Raw genomic sequence first — 14759 nt, forward strand, 5'->3', positions numbered from 1 at the left:
CAGAAATCAATTATGATGTTTTTGACATCAGTATGAGTGTCTTATATATGCATAATCACGTGAGGAAGGTAAGTTCTGCATGATTACGGCCGCCCAGATGCGAGCTGCCCGCGCGCTTCTCGGTATCGATCAAAAGAAGTTGGCCGAGCTTTCCGGCGTATCGCTGCCAACCATCCAGAGAATGGAGGCCAGCGAAGGCAATGTCCGCGGTGTGATCGACTCGCTCATCAAGGTGGTGGGGGCGCTCGAAGCCAGCGGGATCGAGCTCATCGGAGACAATGCCCGCAGCGAAGGCGGTGGGCGCGGGGTCAGGTTGAAGCAGGCGGCACCGCCCACTGAGAGCGCTCCGCCGGCGAAATGAGTGAACGATAGGCGGCACCAGGACGGTGGGTCAGAGATGGACGGCGTAGTTAGAAAGCAGGCCCTCGCCCCGACGTTCGGAGAACTCTTTGCGCCGAAGCTCCTCACCGTTCTGAAAGAAGGCTACGCGCGTTCGGATCTGCGCTCGGACATCGTCGCTGGGCTGACAGTTGCGATTGTCGCTTTGCCGCTCTCGATGGCGATCGCGATCGCGTCGGGAACGACGCCGGACCGTGGGCTGTACACGGCCATCGTCGGCGGTTTCCTGGTGTCCGCGCTTGGCGGAAGCCGTTTTCAGATCGGCGGACCCGCGGGTGCCTTCATCGTGCTGGTGTCGGCGACAGTTGCCCGCCACGGCATCGACGGGCTGATCCTCGCAACGATGCTGTCAGGGATCATCCTGATTGCAACCGGATATCTTCGGCTCGGCACCTACATCAAATTCATTCCGTATCCGGTGACGGTCGGCTTCACGGCGGGGATCGCAGTCATCATTTTTGCGAGCCAGCTTCGCGACCTGCTTGGCCTGACACTCAGCGGCAAGGAGCCCGGGGAACTGCTGCCGAAGCTTGTCGCGCTGACGCACGCATGGCCGACGATCAACATCGCTGCTGTCGCTGTCGCCGTCGCGACCGTTGCGATCATTCAGGGCTTCAAGAAGTTCCGGCCCGGATGGCCAGGCATGCTTATCGCGGTTGCCGTGGCAGCACTGGCGACCGCGCTCCTCAACTTGCCGGTTGAGACCATCGGAACACGTTTCGGCGGGATTCCGCGGACGCTGCCGGTGCCGATGCTGCCGGACATATCGCTGGCGAAGGTTCAGGCCGTACTGCCCGATGCAATCGCGTTCGCGCTGCTGGGTGCCATCGAGTCGCTCCTGTCGGCTGTTGTCGCGGACGGCATGACCGGGCGGCGCCATCGCTCGAACTGCGAGCTTGTCGGCCAGGGCTTTGCCAATATTGGCTCGGCGTTGTTCGGCGGCATCTGCGTCACCGGGACGATCGCGCGAACGGCCACCAACGTGCGCGCAGGCGCGCGCGGGCCGATGGCCGGCATGTTGCATTCGCTGTTTCTGCTGCTGTTCATGCTGGTGGCGGCACCCTTGGCCGGCTACATCCCGCTGGCGGCGCTCGCCGCGGTGCTGGCCGTCGTCGCCTGGAACATGGCCGAGCGGCGTGAGTTTGCTGTCCTGCTGCGCTCGTCGTGGGGCGACGCCGTCGTCTTGCTGTCGACCTTTCTGCTGACGATCTTCCGCGACCTGACCGAAGGCATTCTTGTCGGCTTTGCGCTCGGCGCGGTGCTTTTCATCAACCGGATGGCGCAGGCAACCAGCATCGAAGCTCACGCGCCGCTGGTGGCGGAGGACAAGCCGGACCTGCAGAACGGTGATCGTACCAACTATGATCCTTCGCTCGCGACAAATCCGGACGTTGTCGTCTATCGGATCACGGGCGCGTTCTTCTTTGGCGCGGCTTCGACCGTCGGCGCGGTGCTGGATCGCATCGCCGACCATCGAAGATCATTCGTCCTGGACTTCTCGGCGGTGCCTTTCCTGGATTCGACTGCGGCCAAGACGATTTTCGGTATGGCGCAATCGGCAAAGCGCCACGGCATGCGCGTCACGATCAGCGGCGCGAGCGTCGCCGTGCGACGCGAGCTCATCAACCATGGGGTAAAGCGTCCTCTGGTCACTTATGCGGCGAGCATCACGCATGCGATGAAGGATCTGCAGCCGCCGCAAGGTAGGGAAGACAAGTGACGTCAGAACAGGCCCACCTCTTTCCGATCGATTGACATGCGCTCGCGCAAAAAGAGGCCGGCGCCTTTCGGCGCCGGCGTGTCTTAATCGAAATCCCGGTTACGATTTACGGGCAGGGGTGACGCTGTCCGTCGTACCCTAGGAAAGTCCGGGTGCGGACATCGTACGAGCGATAGCGCTGCTGGCAGTACGCGATATCGTTGCCCGCAGGGGCCGCGGTGACCACGTAGTCCTCGTCGTCGTCATAGTAGTAGGGGTCGCTATAGCCGTAATAGTACGGGGAAGCCGCATAGCTGCCGAGCGCGAAGCCTGTGCCGAAACCGATGCCCGGACCCCACCATCGCCGGTGGTGATGCCGCCAGCCAGGTCGGCCGCCCCAGCCGGGCCGGCCGTTCCAACCAGGCCGCCCGCTCCAGCCGGGTCCGCCGGCAATAGGTCCGGGCGTGTCCGGGCGAGCCGCCACGCCGCCACCAAGTGCGCCGCCGTAACCGCCGCGGCCGCCACCAAGCATTGCGCCGCCACCACCGATCGGGCCACCGCCGCCGCCGCGGAAGGCGCCACCGCCGCCCATGGCTCCGCCGCCGCCACCGCCCATCGCACCGCCGAAACCTCCGCCACCGCCACCGATGGCGCCACCTCCACCACCGCCCGCAGGGGCCGCCGCGGCTCCGCCACCGCCACCGCCACCGCCCATGGCGCCGCCGTAACCTTGGGCGTCCGCGGTCACGGCCGTCATTAGGGGAACGGCGGCGGCAACGATGGCCGCTGCAGCGGTCAATCCGATCTTGTTCATGAGAGTCTCCCGCGATTTCGTCTGCCCCTCAAACCGCGAGAGGTCCGAGTGTTCCATCCTCTCACAGGCTTGTCATCCTGCTCAAAAACATAAGTTCCAGCGCATGTATATCAACTGAACGAATTGCGTCACAGGCGCGGACGGATTTAGCCGGTTTCAGGGCAGGACCGCGTTGGGCGGGCCGCTGGACAATGGCAGCCGCGGATGCCATCACCGTGAGCGGTTCGGCAAGCCTGGATTCCCGTGCACATGAAGCAGTTTTTCCTGAAAGTCTTCACTTGGTGGAACGGTCAGACGTTCGGCACGCAACTCTGGACGGCGCTTTACGGCGAGTTCGTGGGCGAGGATGAGGGCGGCAACCGCTACTACCGGACCAAAGGGGGCAAGATCGATCCATCGCTCGGCTTCGAGCGCCGTTGGGTCATCTACAATGGCTATGCGGAGGCCTCGCGGGTGCCGTCGTCTTGGCACGGCTGGCTGCATCATACCGTCGATGTGCCGCCGACCGAGGAGAACTACCAGCCGCGCCCATGGGAGAAGCCGCACCGGCCAAACATGACCGGCACCGCCGGCGCGTACCGTCCGTCCGGCTCGACGCTTGCCGCCGGCCGCCGCCCGAAGGCCACCGGCGACTACCAGGCCTGGACGCCAGGGCAGTAGGCTTCCCTGTTCTGGGCGGCTGGCGCACGCACGAACAGCGCCGCCGCCACCTTCAACTTCGCAAGATTTGCAAAGCCGTTTTGTGGTTGGGTGGTGTCACGTCCAACAGCACGAACGGCACGCCATGAACAAGGTCAAGGAGCGCATCGACTATCAGGCGCGGTTGAACCGGGTGATCGGTTTCATTCACGATCATCTCGATGAGGAGATTGATCTCAATCGCCTGGCCGATGTCGCATGCCTTTCGCCATATCATTGGCATCGCATCTATCATGCGATGCACGGCGAAACGATTGCAGCAACTGTCCGCCGTCTGCGGCTGCATCGCGCCGCCGGCCTTCTCGCCAACACGGTGATGCCGATCGAGATGGTGGCAGAGAAATCCGGCTATGCGAGTACCGCGGCATTCACGCGCGCCTTCAGTCTCGACTATGGCATGCCGCCGGCCCAGTATCGCAGGGAAGGCGGGCACGCAAAATTTCTCGCACAAAGTGGCGCCGGCGACGGCGCGGCGTTCGACGTGACGATCAAGACCATACCGTCCTTGCGTCTGGCCGCGATCTATCATCTCGGTTCGTACATGCAGATCGGCAAGGCGTTTGAACAGCTCTATGGCTGGTTCGCCGTGCGCGGGCTCTTAGGGACCGCAACACGCTCCATCGGCGTCTATTATGACGATCCGTTCTCGGTCGACGAGGATGCGCTACGTTCACGCGCAGGTTTGGTGGTCGATCCTGGGTTTGCTGTCCAAGCGCCGCTGATCGAGACCATGATTCCTGGCGGCCGGCATGCGGTGCTGCGTCACAAGGGGCCTTACGCGACAATGCGTGCGGCTTACCAATGGCTCTACGGCACCTGGCTTACGCAACACGACGAGGAGCCGGCCGATGCGCCGGTGTTCGAGGAGTACTTCAACAACCCGCGTGACACCGCACCGGCGGATCTTTTGACCGATATCTGTCTGCCGTTGCGATAATCGCGGGCAGCATTTTTGGGAACAAGACAATGCCCAAAACCTGGACGGAGAAGTTCAACTCGCCGTCAACGCATCAGATAAAGTCTGTGCCGGTCGATATCGCCGGCATGAAGAAAGGCGAGGTCATGCTGATCCCGACGCCGAAGATCATCGACGCCTTCATCGCAGGAATCCCGCGCGGTATCTGTTTGGACGTCAAGACGCTCCGCGCGAGGCTTGCGAAGAAATATAAGGCGGAGGTGACTTGCCCGATCACTACCGGTTTTCACCTGCGTGCCGTCGCCGAAGTGGCAATCGAAAAACTCAAGCGTGGCGCGAAGCCCTGCGAGGTCACGCCGTTTTGGCGCGTGCTCGATGAAAACGCGCCGACCACGGCGAAGCTGTCATGCGGCGCCGCCTTCGTGCAGAAGCAGCGCAAGGCGGAAGGGATCTAGCGGCGCAGTGGCAAACGGCGAGCAGGGTACAGTCACCCCGCGTTCCCTGTTCGCCATTCGTTCGTTACGTTGTCGCTTTGACGCGATGCGCTGCCTGGGCGACCTGCGCCTCCCGATCGCTGCCCGCGGCGCTCGCATAGCGCGTCCGTAATCGCTCCAGGACTTCCGCCGGCGCAGTCTCCGGCGATCCGGCGTTGAACGGTGGGGCCGGATTGTATTCGAGCATCAGCTGGATCATTTGCGCGGTGGTACGGTCGGACAGCTTTTCAGCGAGCGTCAGGCCGAAATCGATGCCGGCCGTTACGCCGCCGCCAGTGATGCGATTGCGATCGGTGCAGACCCGGGTCTTTTCAGGGATTGCGCCGAGGGCGCCGAGGTGGCCTATGGCCGACCAGTGCGTCGTCGCACGATAGCCCTGCAGCAATCCCGCAGCGGCCAACACCAGCGCGCCGGTGCAGACTGAGGTGACATAGCGCGCAGCTTCGGCCTGCTTGCGCAGGAAGCCGAGCGTCTCCTCGTCGTTCAGCAACGCGTCTGTGCCGAACCCGCCGGGCACGCAGATCACGTCGAGTTGCGGACAGGCGGCAAAGGTCGTCGTCGGGACGATCGTCAATACGGTGTCGCTCGCAAGCGGCTCCATGGTTTTTGCAACCAGATGGGTCTTTGCGCCGGGCACACGGCCCAGCACCTGCAGCGGGCCGGTGAAGTCGAGTTGAGTCACTTTCGGGAAAATCAGGAAGCCGATGTTGATGGTCTCAGTCATGCGACGCTCCTCGTGCTTGACGGCAATTGGATCGCATGTTTGGCTGAAGGCGCAAATGACATATTTCCCTCGATTTAAGACATCCGGGGTCAGGCGATGATCGGCGTTCTGGTGTTTCCCGATTTTCAGCTGCTCGACGCGACCGGGCCGATCTCAGCTTTCGAGATCGCGCATCGCCTGCAAGGCAGGCGCGCCCCGATCAGCGTGCTGGCGCTGAAGGCCGGTGCAGTGCGTTCGTCGTCGGGTGTGGAGCTGAACGCGCGCAGCTTCCGCAAGGCCTTGCCGGACACGCTGATTGTCGCCGGCGGCGAAGGGGTTCGCGCGGCGGCCGACTGCAAGGCGACGCTCGCATTCGTGCGCGCCGTCGCCCGTCGCGAGCAGCGCGTCGCCAGCGTATGCTCGGGCACTTTCATTCTCGCTGCGGCCGGCTTGCTCGATGGCAGGCGTGCCACCACGCACTGGCGCCAGACGCGCGATTTCATCGCCCGCTTTCCCAAGGTACGGCTCGAGGCGGACCGGATCCATGTACAGGACGGCAACATCTGGAGCTCCGCAGGGATCACGGCGGGCATCGATCTGGCGCTGGCGATGATCGCCGACGATTTTGGTGAGGACATCGCGCAGGCAACCGCACGACAGCTTGTCGTCTATCATCGCCGTTCCGGCGGCCAGTCGCAGTTTTCCGCACTGCTCGAGCTGAAATCGCCAAGCGGCCGTTTCAAGTCGCTGCTAGCCTGGGCGCGCGAGCATCTCGATCAGGATCTGACGGTGGAGCGTCTCGCTGAGAAAGCCAACATGAGCGCACGGCATTTCTCACGCAGCTTCACCGCGGAGACCGGCATCTCGCCATCGAAGGCCGTGGAGCGGCTCAGGATCGAGGTCGCGCAGGCCCGCGTGCAATCGGGCAGCGAGCCGATCGAGGCGATCGCCAAAGTGTCGGGCTTTGGTGACGCCGAGCGGATGCGCCGCGCCTTCATGCGGACCTTCGGTCACCCGCCACAGGCGTTGCGACGCGCCGCGAAGCAGCACGAGCATGGAATCGCGGGTTGACCTGAGTTCCGTTCGTCGCAGCAGCTCGTTTTCGCCGGCCTGACCGTGTGAGGGCTGCTACAGCGTCCTCTGCGTCAGGCTCTTGCTTTCAGCCACTGCGCCACTTCGCTGGTCAGCCGGTTCGCTTCCGGGATCAACTTCCCCATCGTCCAGAAGCCGTGGAACTGGCCGGGATACTCGCTGTAAGTCACGTCGACGCCGGCGGCTTTCAGCCGGTCCTTGTACTCCACGCCCTCGTCATGCAGTGGATCCGCGCCCGCGGTCATCACATAGGCCTGTGGCAGTCCCTTGAGGGCTTGTGCGCGCGCCGGCGATGCGCGCCAGTCGTCGATATCGGCCTTGCAGGTCAGGTAGTGATCGCTGAACCATCGGATCAGCGAATGAGTCAGCAATACGCTCGTCTCGGGATCGCTGTGCGAGCGATGCGTCATCGCGAAATCGGTGGCGGGATAGATCAGTACCTGTCCGGCGAATTTCGGCCCGCCGTTGTCGCGCGCGTTGAGCGTCACGACCGCGGTGAGGTTGCCGCCGGCGCTGTCGCCACCGACGAAGATGCGATTTTTGTCGATGCCGAATTTCGCCGAGTTGGCGACGATCCATTCGGTGGCGGCGATCGCGTCGACGGCTGCGGCGGGAAACTTGTGCTCGGGCGCGAGACGGTAGTCGACTGAGAGCACCACGAAGCCGGCTTGATCGGCGATCTGCCGACAGACGACATCGTGGCTGTCGAGGTCGCCGATGACCCAGCCACCGCCATGATAGAAAATGAACGCGGGCGCCGGGCCGCTTTTCGGCAATGTCAGCGGCTTGTAGACCCGAAGGGGAATTGGACCGTGCGGCGAGGGGGCGGTGACGTCATCGACCGACGCAAGTTTCGGAGGGTCGGGCTGCACGACCGCGCGGCCGAGCTTTGACGCTTCACGCGCTTCGGGGGCCGTCATCGTCTCGTATTTCGGCCGGTTCGCGGCGCGGAAAGCCTCCATTACGGCAGCTGCGGTGGGGTCGAGTACGATAGGCATGCGGGGTTCCTCCGGTTCGTTTTCTTGGCCCGCCTGGCGGGGTTGTTCCAACTATCTCATCAGAGTCGTTTCGTGACCAGCCCAGGCCGATTTGTTGTTTGGCTGCAATGCGATGGCTGGGTAGCGGGGAGTGACGCCCTTTCCATGCCGTATTCAGCGTGTTAACGGAGCCTTTGAGCGGCTTTGCAATCCTGCGAGCCCGATTCGCCATCTGGTTGATGCCGCGCCCAATGCACCGATCCTCTCAATTCATTGCAGCCATGGCATTTGCGGCCGTCGTGTTGTCGGCAGCGACGCCTGTTGTGCATGCACAGTTCGGCAATCAGCCGCCGCGTCCGCCGAGCAATGTCGGCCCGCCGGGTCAGGATTCGGATGCGGAAGAGGTGCCTGACATTCCGCAGGGACGCATACTTCCGGCACCGATCCGACCGCCCGGAGCGGCCATGCCACCCCCAGGTTCGGTGCAGACGCAACCGCTGCCGCCACCTGGTGCCGGGTCGCAAGGCTCCCAGCCACCAGCGACCGCGAATGCGCCCGCTCCGCTGCCCGGATTGCCGCCGGGACAACGTCAGCCGAAGGGACCACCGGGCGGTCCTGCAGCCGCCATTCAGCCTGGCGACGAGATCGTCACCGCACCGCCGGCTCAGAAGGTCGTCAATAAGCAGGCGGTGTTCGCCGGTCTCGACAAGATCACGGGCCGCATCATCAAGTTCGACGTCGACATGGCGGAAACGGTGCAATTCGGTGCGCTGCGGGTGAAGCCGCAAGCATGCTACACGCGGCCGGCGACAGAGGCCGCGAACACGGATGCGTTCGTTGAAGTCGACGAGATCACGCTGCAGGGCGAGGTGAAGCGGATTTTTTCGGGATGGATGTTCGCAGCGAGTCCTGGCCTGTCGGGTGTGGAGCACCCGATTTACGATGTGTGGCTGACGGACTGCAAAGGTCCCGAAGCAACGGTCGCCAGCGCCGAACCACCGCCGCCGCTGCGCGCACCACCAGCACAGCAGAAGAAGCAGTCCCAGCCGTCCAGGCGCCAGCCTGCGCCGCCGCCCCAGCCGGAGCAGCCGCTCCAGCCGTTGCCCGGGTTCAGGTAGCCGTCGTTTCGGCTAAAAGCGTTACGAGAACGTCGCCGCGAACTTCTGCTCGCCGGTCGGGGTAAACCGTACGACCCGGCCGTCGGCCTCGCGCCGCGCCCACTTCAAATCGAACATGCGATCGAGCAGGGCCGCGCCAAGCGAGCCGGCGAGATGGCTGCGGCGCTCGCTCCAATCAAGGCATTTCTTGCACAGCGGCCGACGCGAGCTTCGCACTGTTTCGAGGTCGACGCCGAAGTCCGTAACAAACTTCGCGCCGCGCGGGGCGATCTCGACGCTATCCTTATCGACAAGAAGCATCTTGCGCCCGACCAGCGAGTCGAACATGCGCACGCCGAACTCGCCGGCCAGATGGTCGTAGCACATCCGTGCACGTCGCATCGCGGGATCCTTCGGCCCCGGGCGCACGCGCAAATGGCCTGCGCGGGCGGCCAGTGCGCCGAGCCCTTCAAGCACGTCGGCGACATCGTTGCCGGCGAGGCGGAAGTAGCGGTGGCGGCCCTGCTGCTCCTGCTCGACCAGACAGGCCTGCTGAAGCTTTGACAGATGCGAGCTTGCGGTCTGCAGCGTCACGCCGGCCTCGGCGGCAAGTTCGCTCGCCGTAAGCGCGGTGCCGCCCAGGAGCGCGTTGAGCATGTTTGCGCGCGCGGGGTCGCCGACGAGCGCGGCGATGATGGCGATGTTCGGGCCTTCTTTCATACTTCGATCATAGTCGAAGCATCGACGCCGCGCAACGGGGTAGCAGAGTCGCATGCAAGACGGAGGTGCGCGGTGACGGTCACAGTTTTCATTCGCTATCAGCTCGATCCCTTCAAGCAGAACCAGTTCGAGGCGTATGCACGGCGCTGGCTAACGATCATTCCGGCTTGCGGCGGCAATTGTCTCGGCTACTGGATGCCCCACGAGGGCACCAACAACGTCGCCTTCGGCTTGATTTCATTCGAGAGTCTCGCGGCCTACGAGGCCTATCGCGCCCGCATCAAGGCCGACGGGGAGGGTGCGGCCAACTTTGAATTCGCCGCGCAGAACAGATTCATCCTCGCTGAGGAACGAACATTTCTGCGCCAGGTGGAGTAGAGTTGGGGGCTGAGCGGGGCCGTTCTTCAAGGGTGGTGGCTCCGCTCGCAACAGAAGGGCTGAGCGCTGCTGACAAAAATTGGCAATGCGTTTGGTGTAATGGAAGCCGGGGAGAGATCATCATGACCGTTTCCGTCGCGAAAAAGCGCAAAGAGTTCTTCGACTTGCACGAGTCCGGCTGTTTTGTGCTTCCCAATCCCTGGGATGTCGGTAGCGCCCGCGTGCTGCAATCGCTTGGCTACAAGGCGCTCGCTTCGACCAGCGCCGGTTTCGCCTGGTCGACCGGCCGCAGCGACTACGGGCTGAAGCTCAACGATTTGCTCGAGCATCTCACAGCGTTGTCCGCGGCCACCGATTTGCCCGTCAATGCGGACTTCGAGTCGGGCTTTGCTGACGATCCCGCCGGCGTCGCCGAGAATGTCCGTAAATGCGCGGCGACCGGCGTGTCCGGCCTGTCGATCGAGAACCGCAGCAGCGATCCAAAACAGCCGCTTTACGAATTCTCCTTGTCCGTCGAGCGCATTCGGGCGGCGCGCGCCGCCCTGGATGACGATGAAAGCGGCGTGTTGCTGGTGGCACGCTGCGAGGGTTTTCTGACCGGCGAGGCCGATCTCAATATGACGATCAAGCGTCTGGTTGCGTTTGCGGAAGCCGGCGCCGACTGCCTCTACGCGCCGGGCATCCGCACGCCGGAGCAGATCTCAGCCGTGGTCAAAGCGGTGGCACCCAAGCCCGTCAACGTGCTGGTGATGTCGCCGGATTTCAAGGTAGCGGAGCTGGCCGAACTCGGCGTCCGGCGCGTCAGTCTCGGCGGCCAACTCGCGGCGGCGGCGTGGGGCGGTTTCATGCGCGCGGCGCAGGAGATTGTCGAGAAAGGGACGTTCACCGAGCTCCGCAACAACTACTCCGGCCGCGACCTGCACAAAGTCTTCGCGCAATACGTGGCAAAGTAGAGCCTGGTTCGCTCCTAGCGGCGCGATGCGAGGATTGTCAGTGCGTCCGCGCCAGAGATCGGCCTGTCGGTCGCCAGCGCGCCGAAATCAGCCTCGTGCAGCAGCGCGAGGTCGAGGTGCGTACGATAGCGCCGGCGCGAAATCTCGATGGCACCAAGGCTGCGCAGGTGCTCGGTGACATATTGCGTGTCGAGCAGGGTGAAACCGCCAGCGACCAGTCGCGTGACGAGGTGGACCAGGGCCACTTTCGACGCGTCTCGCGCGCGATGGAACATGCTTTCGCCGAAGAAGGCGCCGCCGAGGTTGACGCCGTAGAGCCCGCCAACCAGGGCGTTCCGCTCCCACACCTCGACACTGTGGCAGTGGCCAAGCGCGTGCAGGCCGGTGTAGAGAACGCGGATGCGGCGGTTGATCCACGTGTTGTCGCGACCGGGTCGCGCCTCGGCGCAACCATCGATCACCTCGCCGAAAGCCTTGTCGACTGTCACACTGAAGCGGTCCGAACGCACCGTGCGCGCCAAACGAGAGGAGATCTTCAGGCCATCCAATGGAATGACGCCGCGCTCTTCCGGCTCGACCCAGAACAATGTTGGGTCATCGGCGCTCTCCGCCATCGGAAAAATGCCGCAGGCATAGGCGCGCAGCAGCACTTCGGGCGTGATTTCAGCACTCATGGTGTCGCGAGAGGCCATGGCCGAACCTATAGCAAAGCACGCGCCGATATGCACCGGCTTGATTTCCCGGGCGTTTCAGGCCGCGCTCTGCTTCTCGGGCTTCGGCTGCACCTGGAGGGGCAGGCTGAGCACGACCCGCGTCCCGGAATGTCCCTGATCAAACTCGATCTCGGCTTGGAGCTTCGCGGCCATGGCATTGACGATGCGGCGACCCATGCCGGTTGAGCCCGGCGCAGGCTTGCCGGCCAGCCCGATTCCCTGATCGGCCACCGCGATCTTGATCGTGTCGCCGGCGCGGCTCAGTTCCACATGGATTGGTCCCGAGCCATCGGGATAGGCGTATTTGACGGCGTTGATCACCAGTTCATTGACAATAATCCCGACCGCGACGGCACGATCGGGATCGATCTCGACAGGGGCGCCGGTCAGTGTCAGCTGGGTCAGTTTTTCGCCTTCAGCCGACCTGCGCAGATCTTCGAGCAGCGCCTCGAGATACTGGTCGAGCATCACGCCCTTCAGGTCGTGCGAGGTGTAGAGCCTGCGATGCACCTGGGCGACCGCCGCGACGCGGCCCATCGCGTTGGTGAGCGCCGCTTTGACGCTTTCGTCGTCCGTGGTCGACGCCTGCAGGTGCAGGAGTGATGCGATGATCTGCAGGCTGTTGCCAACACGGTGATTGACCTCGCGCAACAAGACTTCGCGCTCGGCGGCAAGCGCAGCATACCGATCGCGTGCGGCGCGTACCTCGGCTTCCGCCGCCTCTTTGGCCTGACGCATCCGCGCGCCGTTCAGCGCGCCTGCGACGGCGACAGAGAGCAGGGGGATGAAGTCGCCCTTGGCGTCCTTGACCAGATAGTCCGCCGCTCCTGCCTTCAGCGCGGTGACGGCCGTACGGCTGTCCAGCGAGGCGGTGACGAAAACCACCGGCGGCGCATTATCGATGGCGCGGATGCGTGCGAGCGTTTCGAGCCCATCCAGGCCCGGCATCTGTTGATCGAGCGCAATGACGTCAATGCCGCCGGCGCGAATGCGGGCGAGGCCGGTCTCGCCGTCCGGGGCATGCTCGACAAGGAATCCCTGCCGCTTCAGACCGCGCTGGACCAGCCGGGCAAGGTCGGCATCGTCGTCGATATAAAGCGCTATGGGCGTCTCGTTTGTCATGCGGCCGAGGGCACCTGAATCACGGAAAAGAATAAGCCGAGCTGGCGGATGGCGTTGGCAAATCTTTCGTAGTTGACCGGCTTGGTGATGTAGACATTGCAACCGAGCTCGTAACAGCGCTTGATCTCGTGCGCATCGTCGGTCGTGGTGAGCACCACCACCGGTGTACACTTCAGATGCGACGTCTCCTTCACCCGCCTCAGGATCTCGGTCCCGGTCATGTCGGGCAGGTTGAGGTCCAGCAGGATCAGCAGCGCATCGCCCTTGCGAGCCGCACCCGAAGGACCGTTGCCGAGCAGGTAGGCCATCGCGTCCATGCCGTTGGCGAAGTGGACGATTTCGTTGGTGGCGCCGGAGCGGCGGATATTACGCTCGATCAGGCGTGCGTGGCCCTCGTCGTCCTCGATCATGACGATGGTGACCGCCTTGCTCATGCTGTCTTTCCTTCCAGAGGCAGATTCCACCGGGAAGGCAGCATCACCGTGAAGGTGCTGCCTTCGCCAAGCTTCGACGAAACCGAAAGTGTCCCGCCCAACCGCCGCACCAGCGCGCGGGCATGGGCCAAGCCAATGCCCTGACCCGGACGATCCTGCACGCCAGCCCGGCGAAACAGGTCAAAAACTCGCTGATGATCCTTTTGATCGATCCCGCGACCGTTGTCTGCTACTTCGTAGACAATATAGCCGGATTTTTGGCGGCCGGAGACCCGAATCTCGCCGGCAACGTCGGGTCGCAGGTATTTCAGCGCATTGTCGATCAAATTCGAGAATATTTGCTCGAGCGCCAGACGGTCGCTGACCACGTCGGGCAAGGGGTCGATCAGGATCTTGGCATTCGCCTCGTCGGCCTGATGCGCGACGGTCTGGACGATGCCTTCGATCAGCTCGTGCACGTCGATGTGGTCGGGCTTGAATTCGCGGCGGCCCTCGCGGGTAAGGGTGAGAACGGCTGTAATCAGCCGATCCATCTTGCCGATCGACGACTTGATGAAGTTCAGGGATTCGTCGAAGTCTTTCACGAGCTCCTTGTCGTGATCGACAAGCCTCGCTTCGGCGGTCGCGCTATCGGGCGTCGCGGCAAGCGCTTCCGGTGCGGACAGTTCGGCGATCCGCCTGAAGATGCTGCCGCGCAACTCCTCCAGTTCGCTCGTGAAGCCCATGATGTTCACCAGCGGTGAGCGCAGGTCATGGCTGACGATATAGGCAAATCGCTGAATTTCTTCGTTCGCCTCCTGCAGGTCCTTTGTCCGCTCCTCGACAGCGGCTTCGAGGTTGGCGTTGAGCTTGCGCAAGCTCTCTTCCGCATCGTCGCGCAGCCGCTGCGAGCGGCGGACCAGCAGCAGCGAGGCGATGGCCAGCGCCAGCACCGTGCCTGAGCCTGCAGTCGTCGCGATTGCCGAGAGCGCCTGCGTCTCGTTGGTCTCGGCGATGCGGAGCCTCAGCAGCCGGTCTTCTTCGCTGCGCATTGCGTCGGCAATTTCGCGAATGCGCGTCGTGGTTCGTCGCGTGGCGTTCTGCTGGACGATCTTGTTGGCCTCTGCCTCCTGGCCATTCATCACGAAGCTTACGACCGTACTGAACTCCCGCAATCGCTGATCGACGAGCGGAAGCGCCTCGTTCAAGTGCCTGGCCTGAACGGCGTTGTCGCTGGTGAGTTGCTTGAGGCGGTCAAAGGCGGGACGGATGGCCGCCGTCGCTTCCGTGAATTCGGCGAGGAATTCCGGCTGGGAGGTGATGAGATAGCCGCGCTCGGCGCTCTCGGCGCGACTGACCTGCAACAAGGCGACGTAGATCTGATTTTCGACCTCCAACGTACGGGCTATCTTGTCTGCGTCTTGGCGCAGCGAATAGACGAGATAGATCGAGCTCGCGCTGATCCCGAGCAGGATCAGCAGTCCTGCCAGCAGGAGCGCAATCTGGACAATCGGCGGTCGCTTGTGCTCGCGGCTCATGGAAAAGTCAGGACATTCAGTTCGGCAGAACG

The 14759-nt window shown here is 63.4% G+C and carries 17 protein-coding genes; 9 read left to right on the forward strand and 8 right to left on the reverse strand.

The genetic code is table 11. The annotated features are described in order from the left end of the window. Positions 1-79 precede the first annotated feature (79 nt). Positions 80-361, forward strand: a complete 282-nt coding sequence (locus RCO31_RS19730; protein ID WP_308970149.1) for a helix-turn-helix domain-containing protein — start codon at positions 80-82, stop codon at positions 359-361. Positions 362-397: 36 nt separating this feature from the next. Then, positions 398-2119 carry a SulP family inorganic anion transporter gene (locus RCO31_RS19735; protein WP_308970150.1) on the forward strand — a complete coding sequence of 574 codons (1722 nt, stop codon included), beginning with the start codon at positions 398-400 and terminating at the stop codon, positions 2117-2119. A 106-nt stretch (positions 2120-2225) separates the two neighbouring features. On the opposite strand, the gene RCO31_RS19740 is transcribed toward RCO31_RS19735, so the two are convergent. Continuing rightward, positions 2226-2912, reverse strand: a complete 687-nt coding sequence (locus tag RCO31_RS19740) for a BA14K family protein (RefSeq protein ID WP_308970151.1) — start codon at positions 2910-2912, stop codon at positions 2226-2228. Between the two features lie 249 nt (positions 2913-3161). On the opposite strand from RCO31_RS19740, the gene RCO31_RS19745 reads away from it, so the two are divergent. The 3 genes from RCO31_RS19745 (at position 3162) to RCO31_RS19755 (ending at position 4982) form a co-directional block, all read left to right on the forward strand. Further along, complete coding sequence (locus RCO31_RS19745) at positions 3162-3572, forward strand: NADH:ubiquinone oxidoreductase subunit NDUFA12 (protein WP_308970152.1); 411 nt, start codon at positions 3162-3164, stop codon at positions 3570-3572. A 124-nt stretch (positions 3573-3696) separates the two neighbouring features. Further along, positions 3697-4548, forward strand: coding sequence for an AraC family transcriptional regulator (locus RCO31_RS19750; RefSeq protein WP_308970153.1), 852 nt, complete (start codon positions 3697-3699; stop codon positions 4546-4548). Positions 4549-4577: 29 nt separating this feature from the next. Then, positions 4578-4982 (forward strand): hypothetical protein, encoded by a 405-nt coding sequence (locus tag RCO31_RS19755; RefSeq protein WP_308970154.1) that lies wholly within the window; start codon positions 4578-4580, stop codon positions 4980-4982. A gap of 64 nt (positions 4983-5046) precedes the next feature. Here the strand turns inward: RCO31_RS19755 and RCO31_RS19760 are convergent, their stop codons facing one another. Continuing rightward, positions 5047-5745, reverse strand: a complete 699-nt coding sequence (locus tag RCO31_RS19760) for a DJ-1/PfpI family protein (RefSeq protein WP_308970155.1) — start codon at positions 5743-5745, stop codon at positions 5047-5049. Positions 5746-5841: 96 nt separating this feature from the next. On the opposite strand from RCO31_RS19760, the gene RCO31_RS19765 reads away from it, so the two are divergent. Further along, the gene (locus tag RCO31_RS19765) at positions 5842-6795 is read left to right on the forward strand and encodes a GlxA family transcriptional regulator (RefSeq protein WP_308970157.1); all 954 of its coding nucleotides are present in this window, start codon (positions 5842-5844) and stop codon (positions 6793-6795) included. A 74-nt stretch (positions 6796-6869) separates the two neighbouring features. On the opposite strand, the gene RCO31_RS19770 is transcribed toward RCO31_RS19765, so the two are convergent. Continuing rightward, the gene (locus tag RCO31_RS19770; protein ID WP_308970158.1) at positions 6870-7814 is read right to left on the reverse strand and encodes an alpha/beta hydrolase; all 945 of its coding nucleotides are present in this window, start codon (positions 7812-7814) and stop codon (positions 6870-6872) included. A 230-nt stretch (positions 7815-8044) separates the two neighbouring features. Between RCO31_RS19770 and RCO31_RS19775 the strand changes: the two genes are divergently transcribed. Then, entirely contained in the window at positions 8045-8911 is an 867-nt protein-coding gene (locus RCO31_RS19775) for a DUF2155 domain-containing protein (RefSeq protein WP_374991509.1), read from the forward strand. A gap of 21 nt (positions 8912-8932) precedes the next feature. Here the strand turns inward: RCO31_RS19775 and RCO31_RS19780 are convergent, their stop codons facing one another. Next, a complete protein-coding gene (locus RCO31_RS19780) occupies positions 8933-9610 on the reverse strand; it encodes a winged helix-turn-helix domain-containing protein (RefSeq protein ID WP_308970160.1) in 678 nt (225 codons plus the stop codon). Between the two features lie 72 nt (positions 9611-9682). Between RCO31_RS19780 and RCO31_RS19785 the strand changes: the two genes are divergently transcribed. Together RCO31_RS19785 and RCO31_RS19790 are read left to right on the forward strand one after the other, a co-directional pair. After that, on the forward strand, positions 9683-9988 hold the full coding sequence (locus tag RCO31_RS19785; RefSeq protein WP_308970162.1) for an NIPSNAP family protein: 306 nt from the start codon (positions 9683-9685) through the stop codon (positions 9986-9988). 122 nt (positions 9989-10110) lie between these two features. Further along, a complete protein-coding gene (locus tag RCO31_RS19790) occupies positions 10111-10941 on the forward strand; it encodes an isocitrate lyase/phosphoenolpyruvate mutase family protein (protein WP_308970163.1) in 831 nt (276 codons plus the stop codon). 14 nt (positions 10942-10955) lie between these two features. Here the strand turns inward: RCO31_RS19790 and aat are convergent, their stop codons facing one another. Genes aat through RCO31_RS19810 form a run of 4 tightly spaced genes read right to left on the reverse strand, consistent with a single transcriptional unit; the run spans position 10956 to position 14727 of the window. Beyond that, positions 10956-11633: a leucyl/phenylalanyl-tRNA--protein transferase gene (gene aat / locus RCO31_RS19795; protein WP_308970164.1), complete on the reverse strand. Its 678-nt coding sequence runs from the start codon at positions 11631-11633 to the stop codon at positions 10956-10958. A gap of 57 nt (positions 11634-11690) precedes the next feature. Further along, a complete protein-coding gene (locus RCO31_RS19800; protein ID WP_308970166.1) occupies positions 11691-12776 on the reverse strand; it encodes a response regulator in 1086 nt (361 codons plus the stop codon). Continuing rightward, positions 12773-13210 (reverse strand): response regulator, encoded by a 438-nt coding sequence (locus RCO31_RS19805; protein ID WP_308970167.1) that lies wholly within the window; start codon positions 13208-13210, stop codon positions 12773-12775. The genes RCO31_RS19800 and RCO31_RS19805 overlap by 4 nt, the downstream gene beginning before the upstream one ends. Then, on the reverse strand, positions 13207-14727 hold the full coding sequence (locus tag RCO31_RS19810) for a CHASE3 domain-containing protein (protein WP_308970168.1): 1521 nt from the start codon (positions 14725-14727) through the stop codon (positions 13207-13209). Before RCO31_RS19810 ends, RCO31_RS19805 begins: the two co-directional genes overlap by 4 nt. Between the last annotated feature and the right edge of the window lie 32 nt (positions 14728-14759).

The sequence above is a fragment of the Bradyrhizobium sp. LHD-71 genome (genome assembly GCF_031157255.1).
Classification (GTDB): Bacteria; Pseudomonadota; Alphaproteobacteria; order Rhizobiales; family Xanthobacteraceae; genus P52-10.